Here is a 14,988-nt window from a genome sequence, read left to right on the forward strand (position 1 = left end):
GCGTCACGCTCCGTTGGCAGGCTCGGACGTCCCCGCACCACCTGGAGAGTCATGTCCGCAGAAGCAGAAGCGGCCGCACCGCACGGGCCTCTGGCCGGCTTCACCGTCGGGGTCACCGCCGCCCGCCGTGCCGACGAGCTCGCGGCGCTGCTCACCCGCCGCGGGGCCGCCGTGCTGCACGCCCCCGCGCTGCGGATCGTGCCGCTCGCCGACGACAGCGAACTCCTCGCCGCCACCCAGGAGTTGATCGCCAGAGTGCCGGACACCGTGGTGGCCACCACCGCCATCGGGTTCCGCGGCTGGGTCGAGGCCGCCGACGGCTGGGGGGTGGGGGACGCGCTCCTGAAGACCCTCAAGGGCGTCGAACTCCTCGCCCGCGGCCCCAAGGTCAAGGGCGCGGTACGGGCCGCCGGGCTCACCGAGCAGTGGTCGCCCTCGTCCGAGTCGATGGCCGAGGTCCTCGACCGGCTGCTCGCCGAGGGCGTCGCGGGCCGGCGCATCGCCATTCAGCTGCACGGCGAACCGCTGCCGGGCTTCGTGGAGTCGCTGCGCGCGGGCGGCGCCGAGGTCGTCGGGGTGCCGGTCTACCGCTGGCTGCCGCCGCAGGACCCGGCGCCGCTCGACCGGCTCCTGGACGCCACCGTCTCGCACGGCCTGGACGCGCTCACCTTCACCAGCGCCCCGGCCGCGGCCTCCCTCCTGGACCGGGCCGAGGAGCGCGGCATGCTCGCCGAGCTGCTGCTGGCCCTGCACGACGACGTCCTGCCCGCCTGCGTCGGCCCCGTCACCGCGCTGCAGCTCCAGGCCCGCGGCGTGACCACGCTGGCCCCCGAACGCTTCCGCCTGGGCCCGCTCGTCCAGCTCCTGTGCACCGAACTCCCGGCCCGCTCAAGGGTGTTGCCCCTGGCCGGCCGCCGCGTCGAGATCCGCGGTCACGCGGTCCTGGTGGACGGCGAGCTGAAATCCGTCCCCCCGGCCGGCATGGCCCTGCTTCGCGCCCTCGCCCGCCGCCCCGGCTGGGTGGTGGCCCGCGCCGAACTGCTGCGCGCGCTACCCGGGTCGGGCACGGACGAACACGCGGTGGAAACGGCAATGGCTCGCCTGCGCACGGCGCTCGGCACCCCCCGGGTCATCCAGACCGTGGTGAAACGTGGCTACCGGCTCGCCCTGGATCCGGCGGCGGACGCCAAGTACGCGGAGGACTGAGCGGCCCCCGGCGCACCGTCCGCCGCAACCGGCTACGGCCTCTTCTTCAGCCCGTTCACGACGTCGAAGGCGTGCCGGGGGCCGGGCCGGGGCGAGAACTGGCCGACGAGTTCACGGAAACAGACCAGGGCGGTGATCGGCGGGATTCCGACGACTACCATCGCGAAAAGCGAATGCGGCGCTTGACCGATGCACATGGTCACCGCGGTGCCGGAAGAGATCAGCATCACCGCCCAGGACCGCCGGGCGGTCCGGTGCTGAACGGATGCCCGCAGGATGGAAAGCCCCGCGAGGAGCCACGGCCCGTACACCGTCAGCGGCCACCATTGTGCCAACTGCGGCGTCGCGCCGAGGAGCGCAATGGTGCGCAGCTGATTGTACGAATAGGAGATGGACCAGGTCAGTATCGTCACCGCGCAGATGGTGATCATTACGATGAGGACCGAGACGGCGATGATCCTCCGTTTTCCGGCAAGGACGTGGAATCCCGACCGGGGCCGCCGTCGGCTGACCTGGCGGTGCGAGTGCCGGTCGCCGTCCAGAGGGGGAGGCGCCGGATCCACGCTGTGCGTCGGCTGCAGGATGCGGGCCAGCTCCTCGTCCGGATCCCAGCTGTCCGCCGGGACTTCGGGATCGGGCGTGCGCCACATGTGCTGCACATCGATGGGCTGGGTGTAATCGGGGTATTGGTCTACCGCGTCGTAGTCGGTTCTCATTCCGCATCCTTTCGGTTTTCGGCTGCTCCCTGATCGGCCGTGCGGATGTTTCAGTCGGAGTGGGCACTCTGGGCCGGCCAATCCGCCATCGCGGCCTGCAGATATTCACTCTCCATCCGGCTGATGGTCGCGAAGAAGTCCTCGAGCAGATCCGAGCAGTGCATGAGGCCTGCCGGATCCCTGGAGTCCTCCTGGTGCGAGAGGAGAAGGTGGGTCTTTTCTGCGGTCTTTTCCTTCAAAGTCACGCTCGCCTAACGAGCATCACGCGGCGTGCGGCGTCGTACATTCGGGGGAATATTCGCAGTGGACCTTCCTGTATATCGGATTACAGTCCCTGGCCGATGAAATTCCGAGACGTATTACATGGCGTCGCCGAGGGCGTTTTCAGCCAAGATCTTCCGTGCGGGCATGCCGGTCCGGTGCTCGCCGGCTCCACTGCATGATCGTTTCTGCTGGCTCCGGAGGGACCGGCGCTGCGCGATGCGGCGGCTCCGGGCCCGATGACACCACCCCGGGCCATCCGCTCGCCAGGGGTGGGAGTCATACCGGGCCCGGAGGCCAGTGGCCCTCGTGCGGGACCGCGAAGTGCGGTACGAGGGCAGGTACTTGGCGGGAAGGCGTGCAGCGCGGCTGCTCAGCCGACCTTGCTGTTGCAGCCCATGTCCGAGCCGAGGTGGGCGGGCTGCGCGCCCGGGGCGCCCTCGCCGTTGAGCCCGTTGCCCAGCAGGGCGTTGAGGGCGCCGACGCTGCCGAGGACGTCGATGTTCATGTCGTGCGAGCGGCACTCGGAGTTCTGCATGATGTCCGTGTCGTGCGCGCCCTCCTCGCCGTGCGCGAAGGCGGTGCCGCCGCCGAAGGCGCCGATGCCGCCGAGGACGGCGACGCCGACGAGGGCGACCTTCTGGATCTTGCGCATTTCTTCTCCGTTGGTCGAGCTGATGTGGTGTGCGACAGATGGAGTTGAGCGGTGGAGATTCGCGGAGAGGCGATCAGCCCAGTCGGGGCAGACCCAGCTGGCCGACGGGAGGCGCCGCGAGCTGGCCGAGGCCGAGTCCGGGTACCTGCGGGGCGCTGGCCGGCGCGATCAGCGGGTTGATGAGCGGGTTCACCGTGGGGTTCACCTGCGGGTTCACCTGCGGGGCGACACGAGGCGCGGGCTCCGGGTTGAAGACCTGGGGCATGGCGACCTGGGGGGCGACCTGCGGAGTGACCTGCGGAGCCGCCTGCGGCATGATCTGCGGCTGCGGCCCGGCCTGCGCGACACCCGTCGACTGGGCGTAGGCGGCCGCCTGCGGCGGCGCCGCCGGGGGACCCATCAGCGGCTGGGCGTACGGCTGCTGGTTGGAGGACTGCGTCGTGCTCGACGCGCTGGACACCGACGTGGCCTGCGCCTGGGGGCGGGGCGGCGCGTACTGCGGGGGTGCGTACTGCGGCGGCGGGCCGTACTGCGGGGGGCCGTACTGCGGCGGCGGACCGTACTGCGGGGGCCCGTACTGCGGCGGCGCGTACTGCGGGGGCGGCCCGTACTGCGGGTACTGCGGCGGTGCGTACTGCGGGGGCGGCCCGTACTGCATGGGCGCGTAGTCGGGTGCCGAGTACTGGGGACCAGGCGCCGGACCGGGACCTCCGTACCCGTACCCGGGTGAGTCGGCATGGCTGACGCCGACGCCGACGGCGGACAGACCGCCGGCCGCTGCTACTACGAGCGCGGCCTTGTGAAGCTTTCGCATGGAACCCTCGGCCCTTCAATACCTGTACAGGGGAAATCCGTTGCATTCAGTGCAGTCTTGCGTGCGTTCAGTCCGATATTCACACCGCGCCCAAGCAGGGGAAATGGGGGCTGCCTTGTGGACTTCACGCCGGAGTCGACAGCGGATCCCGTTGCCCCTCTCTCCGGTTCGCGGTCGCCGCCTTACTCCCTGCTGGCAACGATGTTTCCTCCGGGCCGGTCACGGGATCCAAAATTCCGTCACCCATTTGCCATGACTCGTAGCACCACGGACGAGTGAGGACGTGCCGCTGCTGTCACGAACAAGTGCGATGCGGACCCTTGCGAGTTGACGATTCAGATGATGATTCGCACCCTTCGGCAAATGGGTGACCACGCCTCGGATCCCGTGACGGGACCCCCGCTCATCTCGTTCCGCACAGGGCCAGGACGATGGCCCATCGCAGCCGCACAGGACAGCGGGAACAGTCAAGGCTGCACTGGCTCATCCGCATTCCATACGTTTCACGCACAGGTCAACGAAGGGCCGAGGGTTCCATGCGCAAGTTCCAACAGGTCGCGCTCGTCTTCGCAGCAGCCGGCGGGCTGTCCGCCATCGGCGTCGGCTCCAGCTCCGCCGTCGCTCCCGTTGCGTACAACGGCGCTGCTCCGCCCCCGATCGGGCAGCCGGACACCGCCCACGCCTCCTCGTCCTCGCAGGCCGTCGCGCGCAGTTACACGACCCAGCCGCAGGGAATGTCCCTGCCGCAGCCCTCCGAGGTCAGCCCGCAGATCAACCCGCAGCTGAACCCGCTGATCTCCCCCCAGATCTCCCCGCAGACGGCTCCGGCGCCGGGCGGCCCGGTGGAGCAGAGCAACCTCTTCCGCCCGTCCCAGGAGTGCAGCCCGCAGAACCTGCTCAACGCGAACCTCCCCATCGCCGTTCTCGCCGGCGCCGAGACCCGTGGCGTCAGCTGCACCCAGGCCAACAACCAGGCGAACGCCCTCGCTCACGCCAGCAATTAGCGCTTCGCCCGCCGTGCGGTCGCCGAGATGAGACCGCACGCGAGGGTGGCCGATGACGCCGAGGGACCCGCTCGTCGGCATTACGACTTCAGAGTGCTTCCACAACAACCTCGTGGCATCCGGCGCGTCATCGGGATGTTTGGGGGTATTTCGTATTAATTTCCGTGACCGTAAGGAATCGATCTGCCACGGATCGTATCCACTTCACTCCAACGGAGATGACATGAACAAGCTTCGCAAGGCCGCCGTTCTGGTCGCTGCTCTCGGCAGCCTCGGAATGCTGGCCGCTGGCACGGCCCAGGCGCACGACGGCGGGAAGGGCGGCGACCAGTTCAAGATCGGGCAGAGCAGCAACTGCAAGTCGCACGACCTGAACCTCGACGTCCTCGGCCAGGTCGGCCTGCTCAACGGCCTGCTGGGCAACGGCCTCAACGGCGAGGGCAACCCGGGTGCGCAGAACACCCACATCGGCTCGAGCATGGGCTGCAACAACAGCGCGTTCTAATCACGGGTCCGGTCGTATAAGCGGCCGAAAGCGGCAAGCAGGTCCCGGCACCGAGCTCCAGGCTCGGTGCCGGGACCTTTTGTGCTGAAGGAGCCGTGAGGGCGGCTCCGTGCGCGTCTGCCGGGGTTGCAGGGGTGAGGCGAAGGCTTTCACCGGCCGGGCTGCCGGGGCGCGTTGTGGCGCGTATGCAACTGCATGACGGGGCGTGGAAGTCCATCGGGAATCGACCGGGTTCAATCCCGGTACTCACGGGGCCAGTTATTTCGCGGAATCGACCAAGATGGTGAGGGATTTTCTGAATTCGGCGCGCCGCCGGGTGCTTTGGGGATAGGTCCTATTACCTCTGTAACTACACGAAGTCGATCTGCCACAGATCGCGTCCACTTCACTCCATCGGAGATGACATGCAGAAGCTTCGCAAGGCCGCAGTCCTGGTCGCTGCCCTCGGCAGCATCGGGCTCCTCGCCGCTGGCACGGCCCAGGCGCACGACGGCGGGAAGGGCGGCCGGGGCGGCGATTTCTTCGACATCAAGCAGAGCACCACCTGCACGTCGCATGACGGCAACGTCGACGTCCTCGGTCAGGTCGGCATCCTCAACGGCCTGGGCGGCAACCTCCTGAACGGCGAGGGCAACGCCGGCTCGCAGCAGACCTCCATGGGCTCCAGCATGGGCTGCAGCAACAGCGCGTTCAGCAAGTAAGAGTCACCACCTTCCTCGGCGCCCCGGCCACCGGCAGGGGCGCCGAGGCATGTGTGCCGTAGCCCTCCGGCCGGTCAAGTCGCCTTCTTGTACGGGGAGTTGCAGCACGGCGCCCCCGACGGTGTGGTCGGGGGCGGGTCGGGAAGAGCCCTGTCCCCCGTGTCGGCGGCGGCCGGCACGAGGGGGTGTCGTGGACCGGTCACCCGGCGAGATCGTGCGGTGCGAGTTCGCGGGCGCGTTGCTCGCGGGCCACTTCGAGGATGACGTCCCCCAACCGCTCCGTGTACAGCCGCATGTTCTTGTACGCGATGTCGGTGTCGGGGTAGCGGCAGGTGAACCACAGGCCCTCGTGGAGCCGGTTCAGCCAGATGCAGACCTGGTCGCCGTAGGACACGCGCACCAGCCCGTAGGCCGCAAGCTCGTCCCAGCGCTCCGCACCGGAGATGCCCCGTGCGTCGACGAACGAGACGATCGAGTAGAGGTCGGGCGAGGTCGGGCGGAAGTCCGAGCCCAGCAGACGCAGCACCCGGGCCAGCGGCATCTGCGCCAGCGGCCTGTTGGCCTGCAGCTCCGCGCGTACGACCTTCAGGGCGCCGAGGAAGTCGGGCGCCTCGTCGATGGGGACCTCGATGGGCGCGCCGCCCACGTACCAGCCCACGGAGTCGGACCACTTGGACTTGACCCGGGTGTGGAAGGGGACGACGGCGCGGTAGACGGGCTGTCCGCCGATCTCGTTGACGATGAGGCTGGTGGCGGCCAGCATGCCGACGAGGCTGCCGCCGAAGGGCCGGCAGTACGCCTCGAACGCCGCGACGGAGTCCGCGTCGACGAGCATCTCGCTCATGAGCTTCTGCGTGGGCAGAGGGCCGCCGGGCTCCAGGCCGAGCGGGACGGGGAAGTTGGGCAGTTTCCCGTTGCACCGCTTGATGAACTCCCGCCAGCGGCCCACGATCGCGTGCTTGCCGTCGATCCGGTCCGCGTCCGCCCGCTCGATCTCGCAGAAGTCGACGTAACTGCTGACCGGCGACTGCTTGGCCGGGCGGCCCTCGACGGCGGCGGCGTAGAGCTCGCTCATTTCGGCGGGGATGCGCTGGATGGAGTAGGAGTCGACGTTGCTGTGGTCGAAGGCGATGTACACGCTGGTGCAGTCGTCCCTGATGACCGCCGCATAGAGGAAGTTGGGCCAGCGCAGCGCGTTCGCGACGGTGTCGAAACGGTTCTGGAGATGCTCGACGAGCTGTTCCGCGTCGGGGAAGTCGCCGATGTCCTCGCGCTGGAGCGACACGGCCTCCGTGTCGAGCGTGAACCGGTGCATCTCGTCGCCGTCCCAGCGGAAGCCGCTGCGCAGCGTCTCGTGCCTCAGTGTCCAGCCGCGCAGCGCTTCCTGCAGCGCGTCGAGGTCGACCGTGCCCGGGATGTCGAAAGCCGTACCGATCCAGGTCGGCACGAACAGGCCGTCCTCGTGCACCGATTGGGCGGTCCTGATGTGCGACTCCTGGAGGTACGCGGGCGGCCGGGGGTCCTCCGGAAGGTCCGCCGCCGCGGCGACGGTCGCCGGACTGAGCGCCCACTCGACGAGCCGTCCGGGCCGGACCTCGCAACGCTGGATGTCGGTGATTCGCACGGGCGTCTCCGTTCGCAGTTGGAGCCCGGATCGGGCGGACCCGTTCAAGGGAAAGCCGCGAGCGCGAACGGAGACACCCGGAACATGACGTGTTACCACTTTTGAGTGGATTGAGTGATCGGCGGATGTGAGCCAATCGGTCCACCGGGCATTCGGCGGCACCGGCCGACACATCTCGGCCCATGGGCGGTTCGAGGTCGACGGCGCCGTGTTGTTCGAGTGCACGCAGAGTCATTGTCGGCGAGAGGGCGCACCCTCTGGGGAGGTGCATCGTTACTGTTTGTGTTCACCCGGTAACGGTGGGCATTCAACCTCGATGTACAGGCAATGGAGGACCGAGGTTCCATGCGTAAGTTTCAGCAGGCCATGATCGCAGCAGTGGCGGCGGCTGGCGGTCTGGCCGCGGTCGGCGCCGGCGCCGGTACCGCCTCCGCCAATGAAGGCGTGCACCAGAACGACCACTACCGCCCCTACCAGGAGTGCAGCCCGCAGGCGGGGGCCGAGGCCAACACCCCGCTCAGCGTGCTCGGTCTCTCCGACACCTTGGGCACCACCTGCGGCCAGTTCAACAACGCATTCACCAGGTGAGGTCGGCGGCGTAAGCGAGCCCGACGCTTTCAGCGGGCCCCTTCGGGGTCACCCCCGAGGGGGCCCGTTCCTGTGCGGCCACCCGGAGCGTGAGGCCGCCGACTGCAGTAACCGTGCCTGCGATAGGCAAGCCCTTCACTTCGTAAGCGAAACGGACCCGAACGTCCCGGACATGGGTCGGACGCTGGAGCCCGGTTCTCCGGCCTGCCCAGGGCCCGGCGCGGACGGTTCGCGGCGCCCCGGCGCCCCTCACAAAGGAAAACGCATCACATGTTCAGTGCGAAGAAGATCGCGGCCGTCTCGGGGCTTCTCGGCGGCCTCGTCGTGACCTGCGCCGGTGCCACCCAGGCGTACGCCGCGGAAGGGGCGGGCGTGTGCAGCCACGACTCCCAGGGCAGCACCACCTGCATCCAGCGGTTCGTCGGCAGTGCGCCCGACGGCGGCGGGTACATCCTCCGTCAGGCGCAGGGCTGTGTGCCGACGGAGCCCCTGTCGCTGCCCGTCATGGGCCTGCTGAACCGCGGGAACATGAAGATCGGCCCCGAGGTGACCTGTTCCCCCACCAACCCGGGGCCCGAAAGGGGCGAGGAGCCGGGTGTCAATCCCCTTGGCCTGCTGAACTGAGTACGGGGTCGGAATCCTCCGACGCCTTTCCTCACCTTTTTGACGGCGGATGGCCGGACCGGGCGACCGGGTCCGGCCATCCGCCGTTTCCGGTCCGGCGCGCAAACGAGTGACCGTCCCCCGCTGCCCGTGACTCACCCCCGGGGAAATGTCGTTTCCCGGGAGAGCGGTGAGCGCGACCGAGCTCCCTCAATTCCCTTCGTCCACGGTGGACGAAGGGCGTCTTGCCATGGCCGACACGGAGCACGGAAAGGAGCCAAAGATCCCAGATGAACACACTCCGTGTGTATATGCTCACATTAAGTAGTCCGGTCAGGGCTTCACACCTAGTCAAGGAAGAGTCGAATTATGCGCAAGTTTCAGCGGGCTGCGGCCGTAGCCGCAGCGATCGCCGGGCTGTCCATCCTCGGTGCCGGCGTCAGCTTCGCCCACGACGGCGGGGTCACCGCGGTGGCTTCCTCGCAGGCCAACGCCGTTGCCAACAACGGTGGCGGTGGCTGGGACGGCGGCGACGAGCACCATGGCCGCGGTGGCGCGCCGGTGTTCGCCCCGGAGAACGGTGCCGGTGTCAGCTATGGCCAGGACCACGGCCAGGACCACGGTGGGGACCACGACGGCGGCGACCACGGCCAGGACGGCGAAGGTCAGTAAAGAAATTCCCCGAGCTCGGTGCGCACATTTCGGGGAGCTGCGGCCGTAGTCGCAGCGGTGGCGGGTCGGGAAATTCCCTGCCTCGCGCCGCACTGAGCCCCATAAGGCGTATCGATATCCGGCAGAACACCGCAATGCGGGTCGCGCTATTCGAATGTCCGTCTCCTGGACCGGCTCGAATTGCTCGACGGTGTGCCGGACAACACCCTCAACGGCAAGGGCAGCCCGGACGCGCAAAAAACCCACCAGGGTGCGCGCCCGGGCTGCATCGCTGCCATCGCCGTATTTCGAATTCCCCCAAGGGTCGAGTGCACGCCACAGCCCTGGCGCAGGCGCCCGAGCCTCGATTGCAAAGGAACGCAGCACATGTTCAGTCGGCAGAAGATCGCAACCGTCTCGGGGCTCATCGGAAGTCTCGCCGTGATCTGCGTCGGCGCCACGCAGGCGCACGCCGAGCCGCCCAAGCCCAAGGGCGAGTGCAAGACCTCCGCCGCGGGTGAGACCACCTGCATCCACAAGAGCGAGACCGTTCACATCGACAAGAAGAACGGCAGCTACAGCATCAAGCAGACGCAGGAATGCTCGACGACCGACCGGCCGAACCTGCTGATGCCCGGGGACACCCAGGTGAACCAGGAGACCATGCAGGTCGGGCCGACCGTGGGCTGCTCCAACAACGCCAAGTTGCCCAAGGGCGTCAAGGTGCCGCACTTCGAGTTCTGAGGCGCGACCGGCGAAGGGTGTGGTCCGCTGCGGGGGAGCGGACGCGGGCGTCGGTTCCCCTCGTGCCGGTAACCGCCCGGTAGGAGGGGTTCCGGGGGAAGCTCCGGGCGGGCACTCTGGGGGGTGGCACTCACCGGTAACCCCCTAGGCGGTGACAGGCGCATGGTGCGGTTCGACCCGGGGCGGATCTGTCTGGATCTGCTGGCGACCGGGGCGTACGAGAGGGAACAGCTCGACAGCACCGCACAGTTGGGCCAGTGGCTGCTCCGCGCCGGTCTGGTCCCGCGCGGCACCCCGCTCACCGGGCTCGGGCGCGACTGGCCGGTCCGGTTCATCGAACTGCGGTGCTGCATCGGCCAGTTGATCCACGCAGAACTCGGCGGCCCCGCCGACGGCGCGCCCGCCGCCCTCGACCGTGTCAACGCGCTCGCGGCCGCCCCGCCCCCGGGCGTCCGCGCGATCCGGGGCGCCGACGGCGGACTCGTACGCGCCCTGAGCCGCGCCCCCGAATGCGGCGCGCTGCTCGCCGCGGTCGCCCGGGACGCCGTCGACCTGCTCACCGACCCCGAGGCCCGGGCCCGGCTCCGCCAGTGCGAGGGCGACAACTGCCGGCTGCTCTACCTCGACACCTCGCGCGGACGCAGGCGCCGCTGGTGCTCCAGCGAGGCGTGCGGAAACCGCGAGCGGGTGGCCCGGCACCGGCGCCGCGTCGCCGCACCCTGAGAGACCCGTACGAAGAAAGTCGTCCCGCGTTTGAATGGATCCCGACAACCGCCCGTATGGAGAGATGAACCGGCTCGCAGCCGCGCGCCGGGATGGTCTCGACCTGGAGGTGCCGGTTGCGCAAGGATGCCGCCGTGGCCGATGACCGTCCGCGCGGGGCCAAGCACCGCTCCGTGCCCGACGAAGAGCTGATGCGGGCGCTGTACCGCGAGCACGCGGGGCCGCTGCTCGGGTACGTCATGCGCCTCGTCGCCGGCGACCGGCAGCGGGCCGAGGACGTCGTGCAGGAGACGCTCATCCGTGCCTGGAAGAACGCCGGTCAGCTCAATCGGGCCACCGGTTCGGTCCGCCCCTGGCTGGTGACGGTCGCGCGCCGCATCGTCATCGACGGCCACCGCAGCCGGCAGGCCCGGCCGCAGGAGGTCGATCCGTCGCCGCTGGAGGTCATGCCCGCGGAGGACGAGATCGACAAGGCGTTGTGGCTGATGACCCTCTCCGATGCGCTCGACGACCTCACCCCGGCCCACCGGGAGGCCCTCGTCGAGACGTACTTCAAGGGACGTACGGTCAATGAGGCGGCCCAGGCGCTCGGCGTACCCAGCGGGACCGTGCGGTCCCGCGTCTTCTACGCCCTGCGCTCCATGAAACTCGCACTGGAGGAACGGGGGGTGACGACATGACGACCGGGGACCACGCGGAAGGCTCGCTGCACGAGGCTGTCGGCGCGTACGCGCTCGGCATCCTGGACGACGCCGAGGCCACCGCCTTCGAAGCGCACCTCGCGGGCTGCGACCTGTGCGCCGCCGAACTCGACGGCCTGGCCGGCATGGAGCCGATGCTGGCCACCCTCAAGGAGTTCCCGGGCCCCGCCGCCCAGCCGCTGCGCCCGGCGCCGCCCAGCATGACCACGACCCTGATCAACGAGGTCGCGGCCCAGCGCGCCAAGCGCCGCCGGCGCACCACGTACCTGGTGGCGGCCGCGGCCGCACTGATCGTCGGCGGCCCGGCGATCGCGGTGGTGGCGACCTCCGGAGACACCGGCACCCACCAGAGCGCCGAGGCGCATCCGACCAGCCCGGCCGAGGACGCCTTCTTCAACCACATGACCCAGAAGGTCTCCGCGACCGACCCGAAGACCGACGTCACCGCGACCGTCGGCACCGAGGCGAAGGCGTGGGGCACCCACACCGTCCTGGAGCTCAAGAACGTCAAGGGCCCCCTCAAGTGCAGCCTGATCGCGGTCGGCAAGAACGGCGACCAGGAGACCGTCACGTCCTGGGCGGTGCCCAACTGGGGCTACGGGATCAAGGACAGCCCGCACGAGTCGGCGAAGTATCCGCTGTACGTGCACGGCGGCACCGCGATGAACCGCGACCAGATCGACCACTTCGAGGTCCGTACGTTCGACGGGAAGGCTCTCGTGGACGTACCGGCCTGAGCCGCGCGGCGGGACAACCGTCCCGACATGCGGTTCGGCATCAAATTGTGGCCTGACATCGGGTCCCCCTTCGCGTACGGTTGACGGCTGCCCAATGCACGTCAGAAGGGGGCCTCGGTGGCCGCGCAGGATGCCGCTGTCGATACCGCTTCCGGTACCGCCGAATCCGCTGTGGATTCGGTCCGGGAACGCGAGATCGCTGGGGAACAGGTACATCTCGACCAGGTGTACCGCCGCCTGGAGGAGAAGATCCACGAGGCGGAGTTCCTGATGAACGACGCCGCCAAGCGCGGGCAGGTCGGCACGCCCGGCGCGCTCGCCGAGCGCGACGCCCAGGTCTTCCGGGCGGGGGTCCATCTCAACCGGCTCAACAACGAGTTCGAGGACTTCCTCTTCGGCCGGATCGACCTGCTGCTCGGCAAGGACGGCAAGAAGGGCCCGGACGGCGCGTACACCTCGGTCGACCCGGCCGAGGACGCCGTGCGCCCCGACGGCACGGCCGACATCGCCGAGACCCTGCACATCGGCCGGATCGGCGTCCTGGACTCCGACTACTCGCCGCTGGTGATCGACTGGCGGGCGCCGGCCGCGGCGCCCTTCTACCGCTCGACGCCGGTCGACCCGGGCCGTGTCGTACGCCGCCGGGTCATCCGCTCCAAGGGCCGCAGGGTGCTCGGCGTCGAGGACGACCTGATGCGCCCGGAGCTCAAGGCGACCCTGAACGGCGCCGAGCTGCCCGTGATCGGCGACGGCGCCCTGATGGCCGCGCTCGGCCAGGCCCGCAGCCACACCATGCGGGACATCGTCGCCTCCATCCAGGCCGAGCAGGACCTGGTCATCCGGGCGCCCGCCGCCTCGGTGACGTACGTCGAGGGCGGCCCCGGCACCGGCAAGACGGCGGTCGCGCTGCACCGCGCGGCCTACCTCCTCTACCAGGACCGGCGCCGCTACGCCGGCGGCATCCTGATCGTCTCGCCGACCCCGCTGCTCGTCGCCTACACCGAGGGCGTGCTGCCCTCGCTCGGCGAGGAGGGCCAGGTCGCGATCCGCGCGGTCGGCAACCTCGTGGACGGCGCGGAGGCCACCGAGTACGACGACCCGGCCATCGCCCGGATCAAGGGCTCGTCCCGCATGCTCCACGTCCTGCGCAGGGCTGCCAGGGGCGCCCTGGAAGGGCCGGGGGAGCAGCCCAGGCGCTCCCGCCGGCGCGGCGGGGAGCAGCTCGCTCTCGGTGGTGACGAGGCGCCCGCCCAGCGGCTGCGCGTCGTCGCCTTCGGCGCGCGCATCGAGCTGGAGGGCGAGGAGCTGCGGCGCATCCGCCAGAACGTGCTCGGCGGCACCGCGCCCGTGAACCTGCTGCGCCCGCGCGCCCGCAGGCTGCTGCTCGACGCCCTGTGGTCGAAGTCGGGCGCGAACGGCCGTCACACCGACCCCGAGCTCGCCGCCGAACTGCGCTCCTCCTTCGACGACGACATCGCCTCCGAGGACTCCTTCATCACCTTCCTCGACGCGTGGTGGCCCGAGCTCACTCCGCGCGGGGTGCTCGCCGCGATGGCGGACGAGAAGCGCCTGTCGCGCTGGGCCCGCCGGGTCCTCAACCAGGGCGAGGTGCGGCGCCTGGCCCGCTCGCTCGCGCGCACCGCCGACGGCGCCTTCTCGGTGCACGACGTGGCCCTGCTCGACGAGCTGGAGACGCTGCTCGGCGCCCCGGCCCGGCCGAAGAAGAAGCGCGAGTACGACCCGCTCGACGCGCTCACCGGCCTCGAAGAGCTGATGCCGCACCGCGAGGAGACCCAGCGCGAGCGCGCCGAGCGGCTCGCCCAGGAACGCACCGAGTACGCGCACGTCATCGTCGACGAGGCGCAGGACCTGACCCCCATGCAGTGGCGGATGGTCGGCCGGCGCGGGCGCACCGCCACCTGGACGGTCGTGGGCGACCCGGCGCAGTCCTCGTGGTCCGACCCGGACGAGGCCGCCGAGGCCCGCGACGAGGCGCTGGGCAGCCGCCCGCGCCGCCGTTTCGAGCTGACCGTCAACTACCGCAACCCGGCCGAGATCGCCGAACTGGCCGCCAAAGTGCTGGCGTTGGCCATGCCGGGCATGAAGTCCCCGGCCGCCGTCCGCTCGACGGGAGTCCAGCCCCGGTTCGCGGTCGTACGCGAAGGGGACCTCGCCCGCTGCGTACGGGAGGAGGCGGCGCGGCTGCTCGACCGGGTCGACGGAACGGTCGGCGTGGTCGTCGCGATGCGGCGCCGCGAACAGGCCGCGCGCTGGCTCGCCGGGCTCGGCGACCGGGTGGTGGCGCTCGGCAGCCTGGAGGCCAAGGGACTGGAGTACGACGCCACGGTGGTCGTATCGCCGGCCGAGATCGCGGACGAGTCCCCGGCCGGACTGCGGGTGCTGTATGTGGCGTTGACCCGGGCGACGCAGCAGCTCACGGTCGTCTCCGGCGAGCGGGACGAGCCCGACACGGACGGGGTGCCCGACCTGCTCCGCGATTAAATTCGGGGTCAACTCGCGATGCGGGGATCACTTGCCGGGGTGGTTTGTTAGCCTGGGTGTGGCACCGGCTCGATCCAAGCCCCCGGGCCCAACCTTAGTCGCTCAGAGCGACCACTTGCCGCGAGGCGAGCATGGCGGGTCGGTGTCATTAACGTGAGCGACAGGCCCACGTCATCTTCGGATGACGTGGGCCTGTTGTCGTTGGTGCGGGTGCCGTTGGCGGGTGTCGGCAGTCTCCGGAAGGGTCTTCCGC

At 69.7% G+C, this 14,988-nt stretch carries 17 protein-coding genes; 12 read left to right on the forward strand and 5 right to left on the reverse strand.

Translation table 11 applies throughout. The features are described from left to right. The first annotated feature begins 51 nt into the window (after positions 1–51). Positions 52–1,206 (forward strand): uroporphyrinogen-III synthase, encoded by a 1,155-nt coding sequence (locus IE206_RS26145; protein WP_189966137.1) that lies wholly within the window; start codon positions 52–54, stop codon positions 1,204–1,206. A 32-nt stretch (positions 1,207–1,238) separates the two neighbouring features. On the opposite strand, the gene IE206_RS26150 is transcribed toward IE206_RS26145, so the two are convergent. The 4 genes from IE206_RS26150 to IE206_RS26165 form a co-directional block, all read right to left on the reverse strand. After that, complete coding sequence (locus tag IE206_RS26150) at positions 1,239–1,922, reverse strand: DUF2637 domain-containing protein (RefSeq protein ID WP_189966139.1); 684 nt, start codon at positions 1,920–1,922, stop codon at positions 1,239–1,241. A 50-nt stretch (positions 1,923–1,972) separates the two neighbouring features. Further along, on the reverse strand, positions 1,973–2,161 hold the full coding sequence (locus IE206_RS26155) for a hypothetical protein (RefSeq protein ID WP_189966141.1): 189 nt from the start codon (positions 2,159–2,161) through the stop codon (positions 1,973–1,975). Positions 2,162–2,556: 395 nt separating this feature from the next. Next, complete coding sequence (locus IE206_RS26160) at positions 2,557–2,838, reverse strand: hypothetical protein (RefSeq protein ID WP_189966143.1); 282 nt, start codon at positions 2,836–2,838, stop codon at positions 2,557–2,559. A gap of 73 nt (positions 2,839–2,911) precedes the next feature. Further along, complete coding sequence (locus IE206_RS26165) at positions 2,912–3,652, reverse strand: hypothetical protein (protein WP_189966145.1); 741 nt, start codon at positions 3,650–3,652, stop codon at positions 2,912–2,914. A gap of 536 nt (positions 3,653–4,188) precedes the next feature. Here IE206_RS26165 and IE206_RS26170 point away from each other — a divergent pair. The 3 genes from IE206_RS26170 (at position 4,189) to IE206_RS26180 (ending at position 5,862) form a co-directional block, all read left to right on the forward strand. Next, the gene (locus IE206_RS26170; RefSeq protein ID WP_189966147.1) at positions 4,189–4,656 is read left to right on the forward strand and encodes a hypothetical protein; all 468 of its coding nucleotides are present in this window, start codon (positions 4,189–4,191) and stop codon (positions 4,654–4,656) included. A 223-nt stretch (positions 4,657–4,879) separates the two neighbouring features. Beyond that, positions 4,880–5,161, forward strand: coding sequence for a hypothetical protein (locus IE206_RS26175; protein ID WP_189966149.1), 282 nt, complete (start codon positions 4,880–4,882; stop codon positions 5,159–5,161). Positions 5,162–5,565: 404 nt separating this feature from the next. Further along, entirely contained in the window at positions 5,566–5,862 is a 297-nt protein-coding gene (locus IE206_RS26180; RefSeq protein WP_189966151.1) for a hypothetical protein, read from the forward strand. A gap of 199 nt (positions 5,863–6,061) precedes the next feature. On the opposite strand, the gene IE206_RS26185 is transcribed toward IE206_RS26180, so the two are convergent. Continuing rightward, a complete protein-coding gene (locus IE206_RS26185) occupies positions 6,062–7,486 on the reverse strand; it encodes a condensation domain-containing protein (RefSeq protein WP_189966153.1) in 1,425 nt (474 codons plus the stop codon). A 345-nt stretch (positions 7,487–7,831) separates the two neighbouring features. Here IE206_RS26185 and IE206_RS26190 point away from each other — a divergent pair, with 345 nt between their 5' ends. From IE206_RS26190 to IE206_RS26225, 8 genes are all read left to right on the forward strand, one after another. Beyond that, a complete protein-coding gene (locus IE206_RS26190) occupies positions 7,832–8,074 on the forward strand; it encodes a hypothetical protein (RefSeq protein ID WP_189966155.1) in 243 nt (80 codons plus the stop codon). Between the two features lie 270 nt (positions 8,075–8,344). Then, complete coding sequence (locus IE206_RS26195) at positions 8,345–8,698, forward strand: hypothetical protein (protein WP_189966157.1); 354 nt, start codon at positions 8,345–8,347, stop codon at positions 8,696–8,698. Positions 8,699–9,046: 348 nt separating this feature from the next. Next, the gene (locus IE206_RS26200; protein WP_189966159.1) at positions 9,047–9,349 is read left to right on the forward strand and encodes a hypothetical protein; all 303 of its coding nucleotides are present in this window, start codon (positions 9,047–9,049) and stop codon (positions 9,347–9,349) included. Between the two features lie 366 nt (positions 9,350–9,715). Further along, positions 9,716–10,072 (forward strand): hypothetical protein, encoded by a 357-nt coding sequence (locus IE206_RS26205; RefSeq protein WP_226598940.1) that lies wholly within the window; start codon positions 9,716–9,718, stop codon positions 10,070–10,072. A gap of 162 nt (positions 10,073–10,234) precedes the next feature. Beyond that, the gene (locus IE206_RS26210) at positions 10,235–10,795 is read left to right on the forward strand and encodes a CGNR zinc finger domain-containing protein (RefSeq protein WP_189966160.1); all 561 of its coding nucleotides are present in this window, start codon (positions 10,235–10,237) and stop codon (positions 10,793–10,795) included. A gap of 92 nt (positions 10,796–10,887) precedes the next feature. After that, positions 10,888–11,475: a sigma-70 family RNA polymerase sigma factor gene (locus tag IE206_RS26215; RefSeq protein ID WP_078966511.1), complete on the forward strand. Its 588-nt coding sequence runs from the start codon at positions 10,888–10,890 to the stop codon at positions 11,473–11,475. Next, positions 11,472–12,233, forward strand: coding sequence for an anti-sigma factor family protein (locus tag IE206_RS26220; protein ID WP_189966163.1), 762 nt, complete (start codon positions 11,472–11,474; stop codon positions 12,231–12,233). Before IE206_RS26215 ends, IE206_RS26220 begins: the two co-directional genes overlap by 4 nt. Before the next feature lie 117 nt (positions 12,234–12,350). Beyond that, positions 12,351–14,735, forward strand: a complete 2,385-nt coding sequence (locus IE206_RS26225; protein WP_229853221.1) for a HelD family protein — start codon at positions 12,351–12,353, stop codon at positions 14,733–14,735. Positions 14,736–14,988: the final 253 nt, after the last annotated feature.

It is taken from the genome of Streptomyces violascens, from assembly GCF_014649955.1.
In the GTDB taxonomy this organism is placed as follows: Bacteria; Actinomycetota; Actinomycetes; order Streptomycetales; family Streptomycetaceae; genus Streptomyces; species Streptomyces violascens.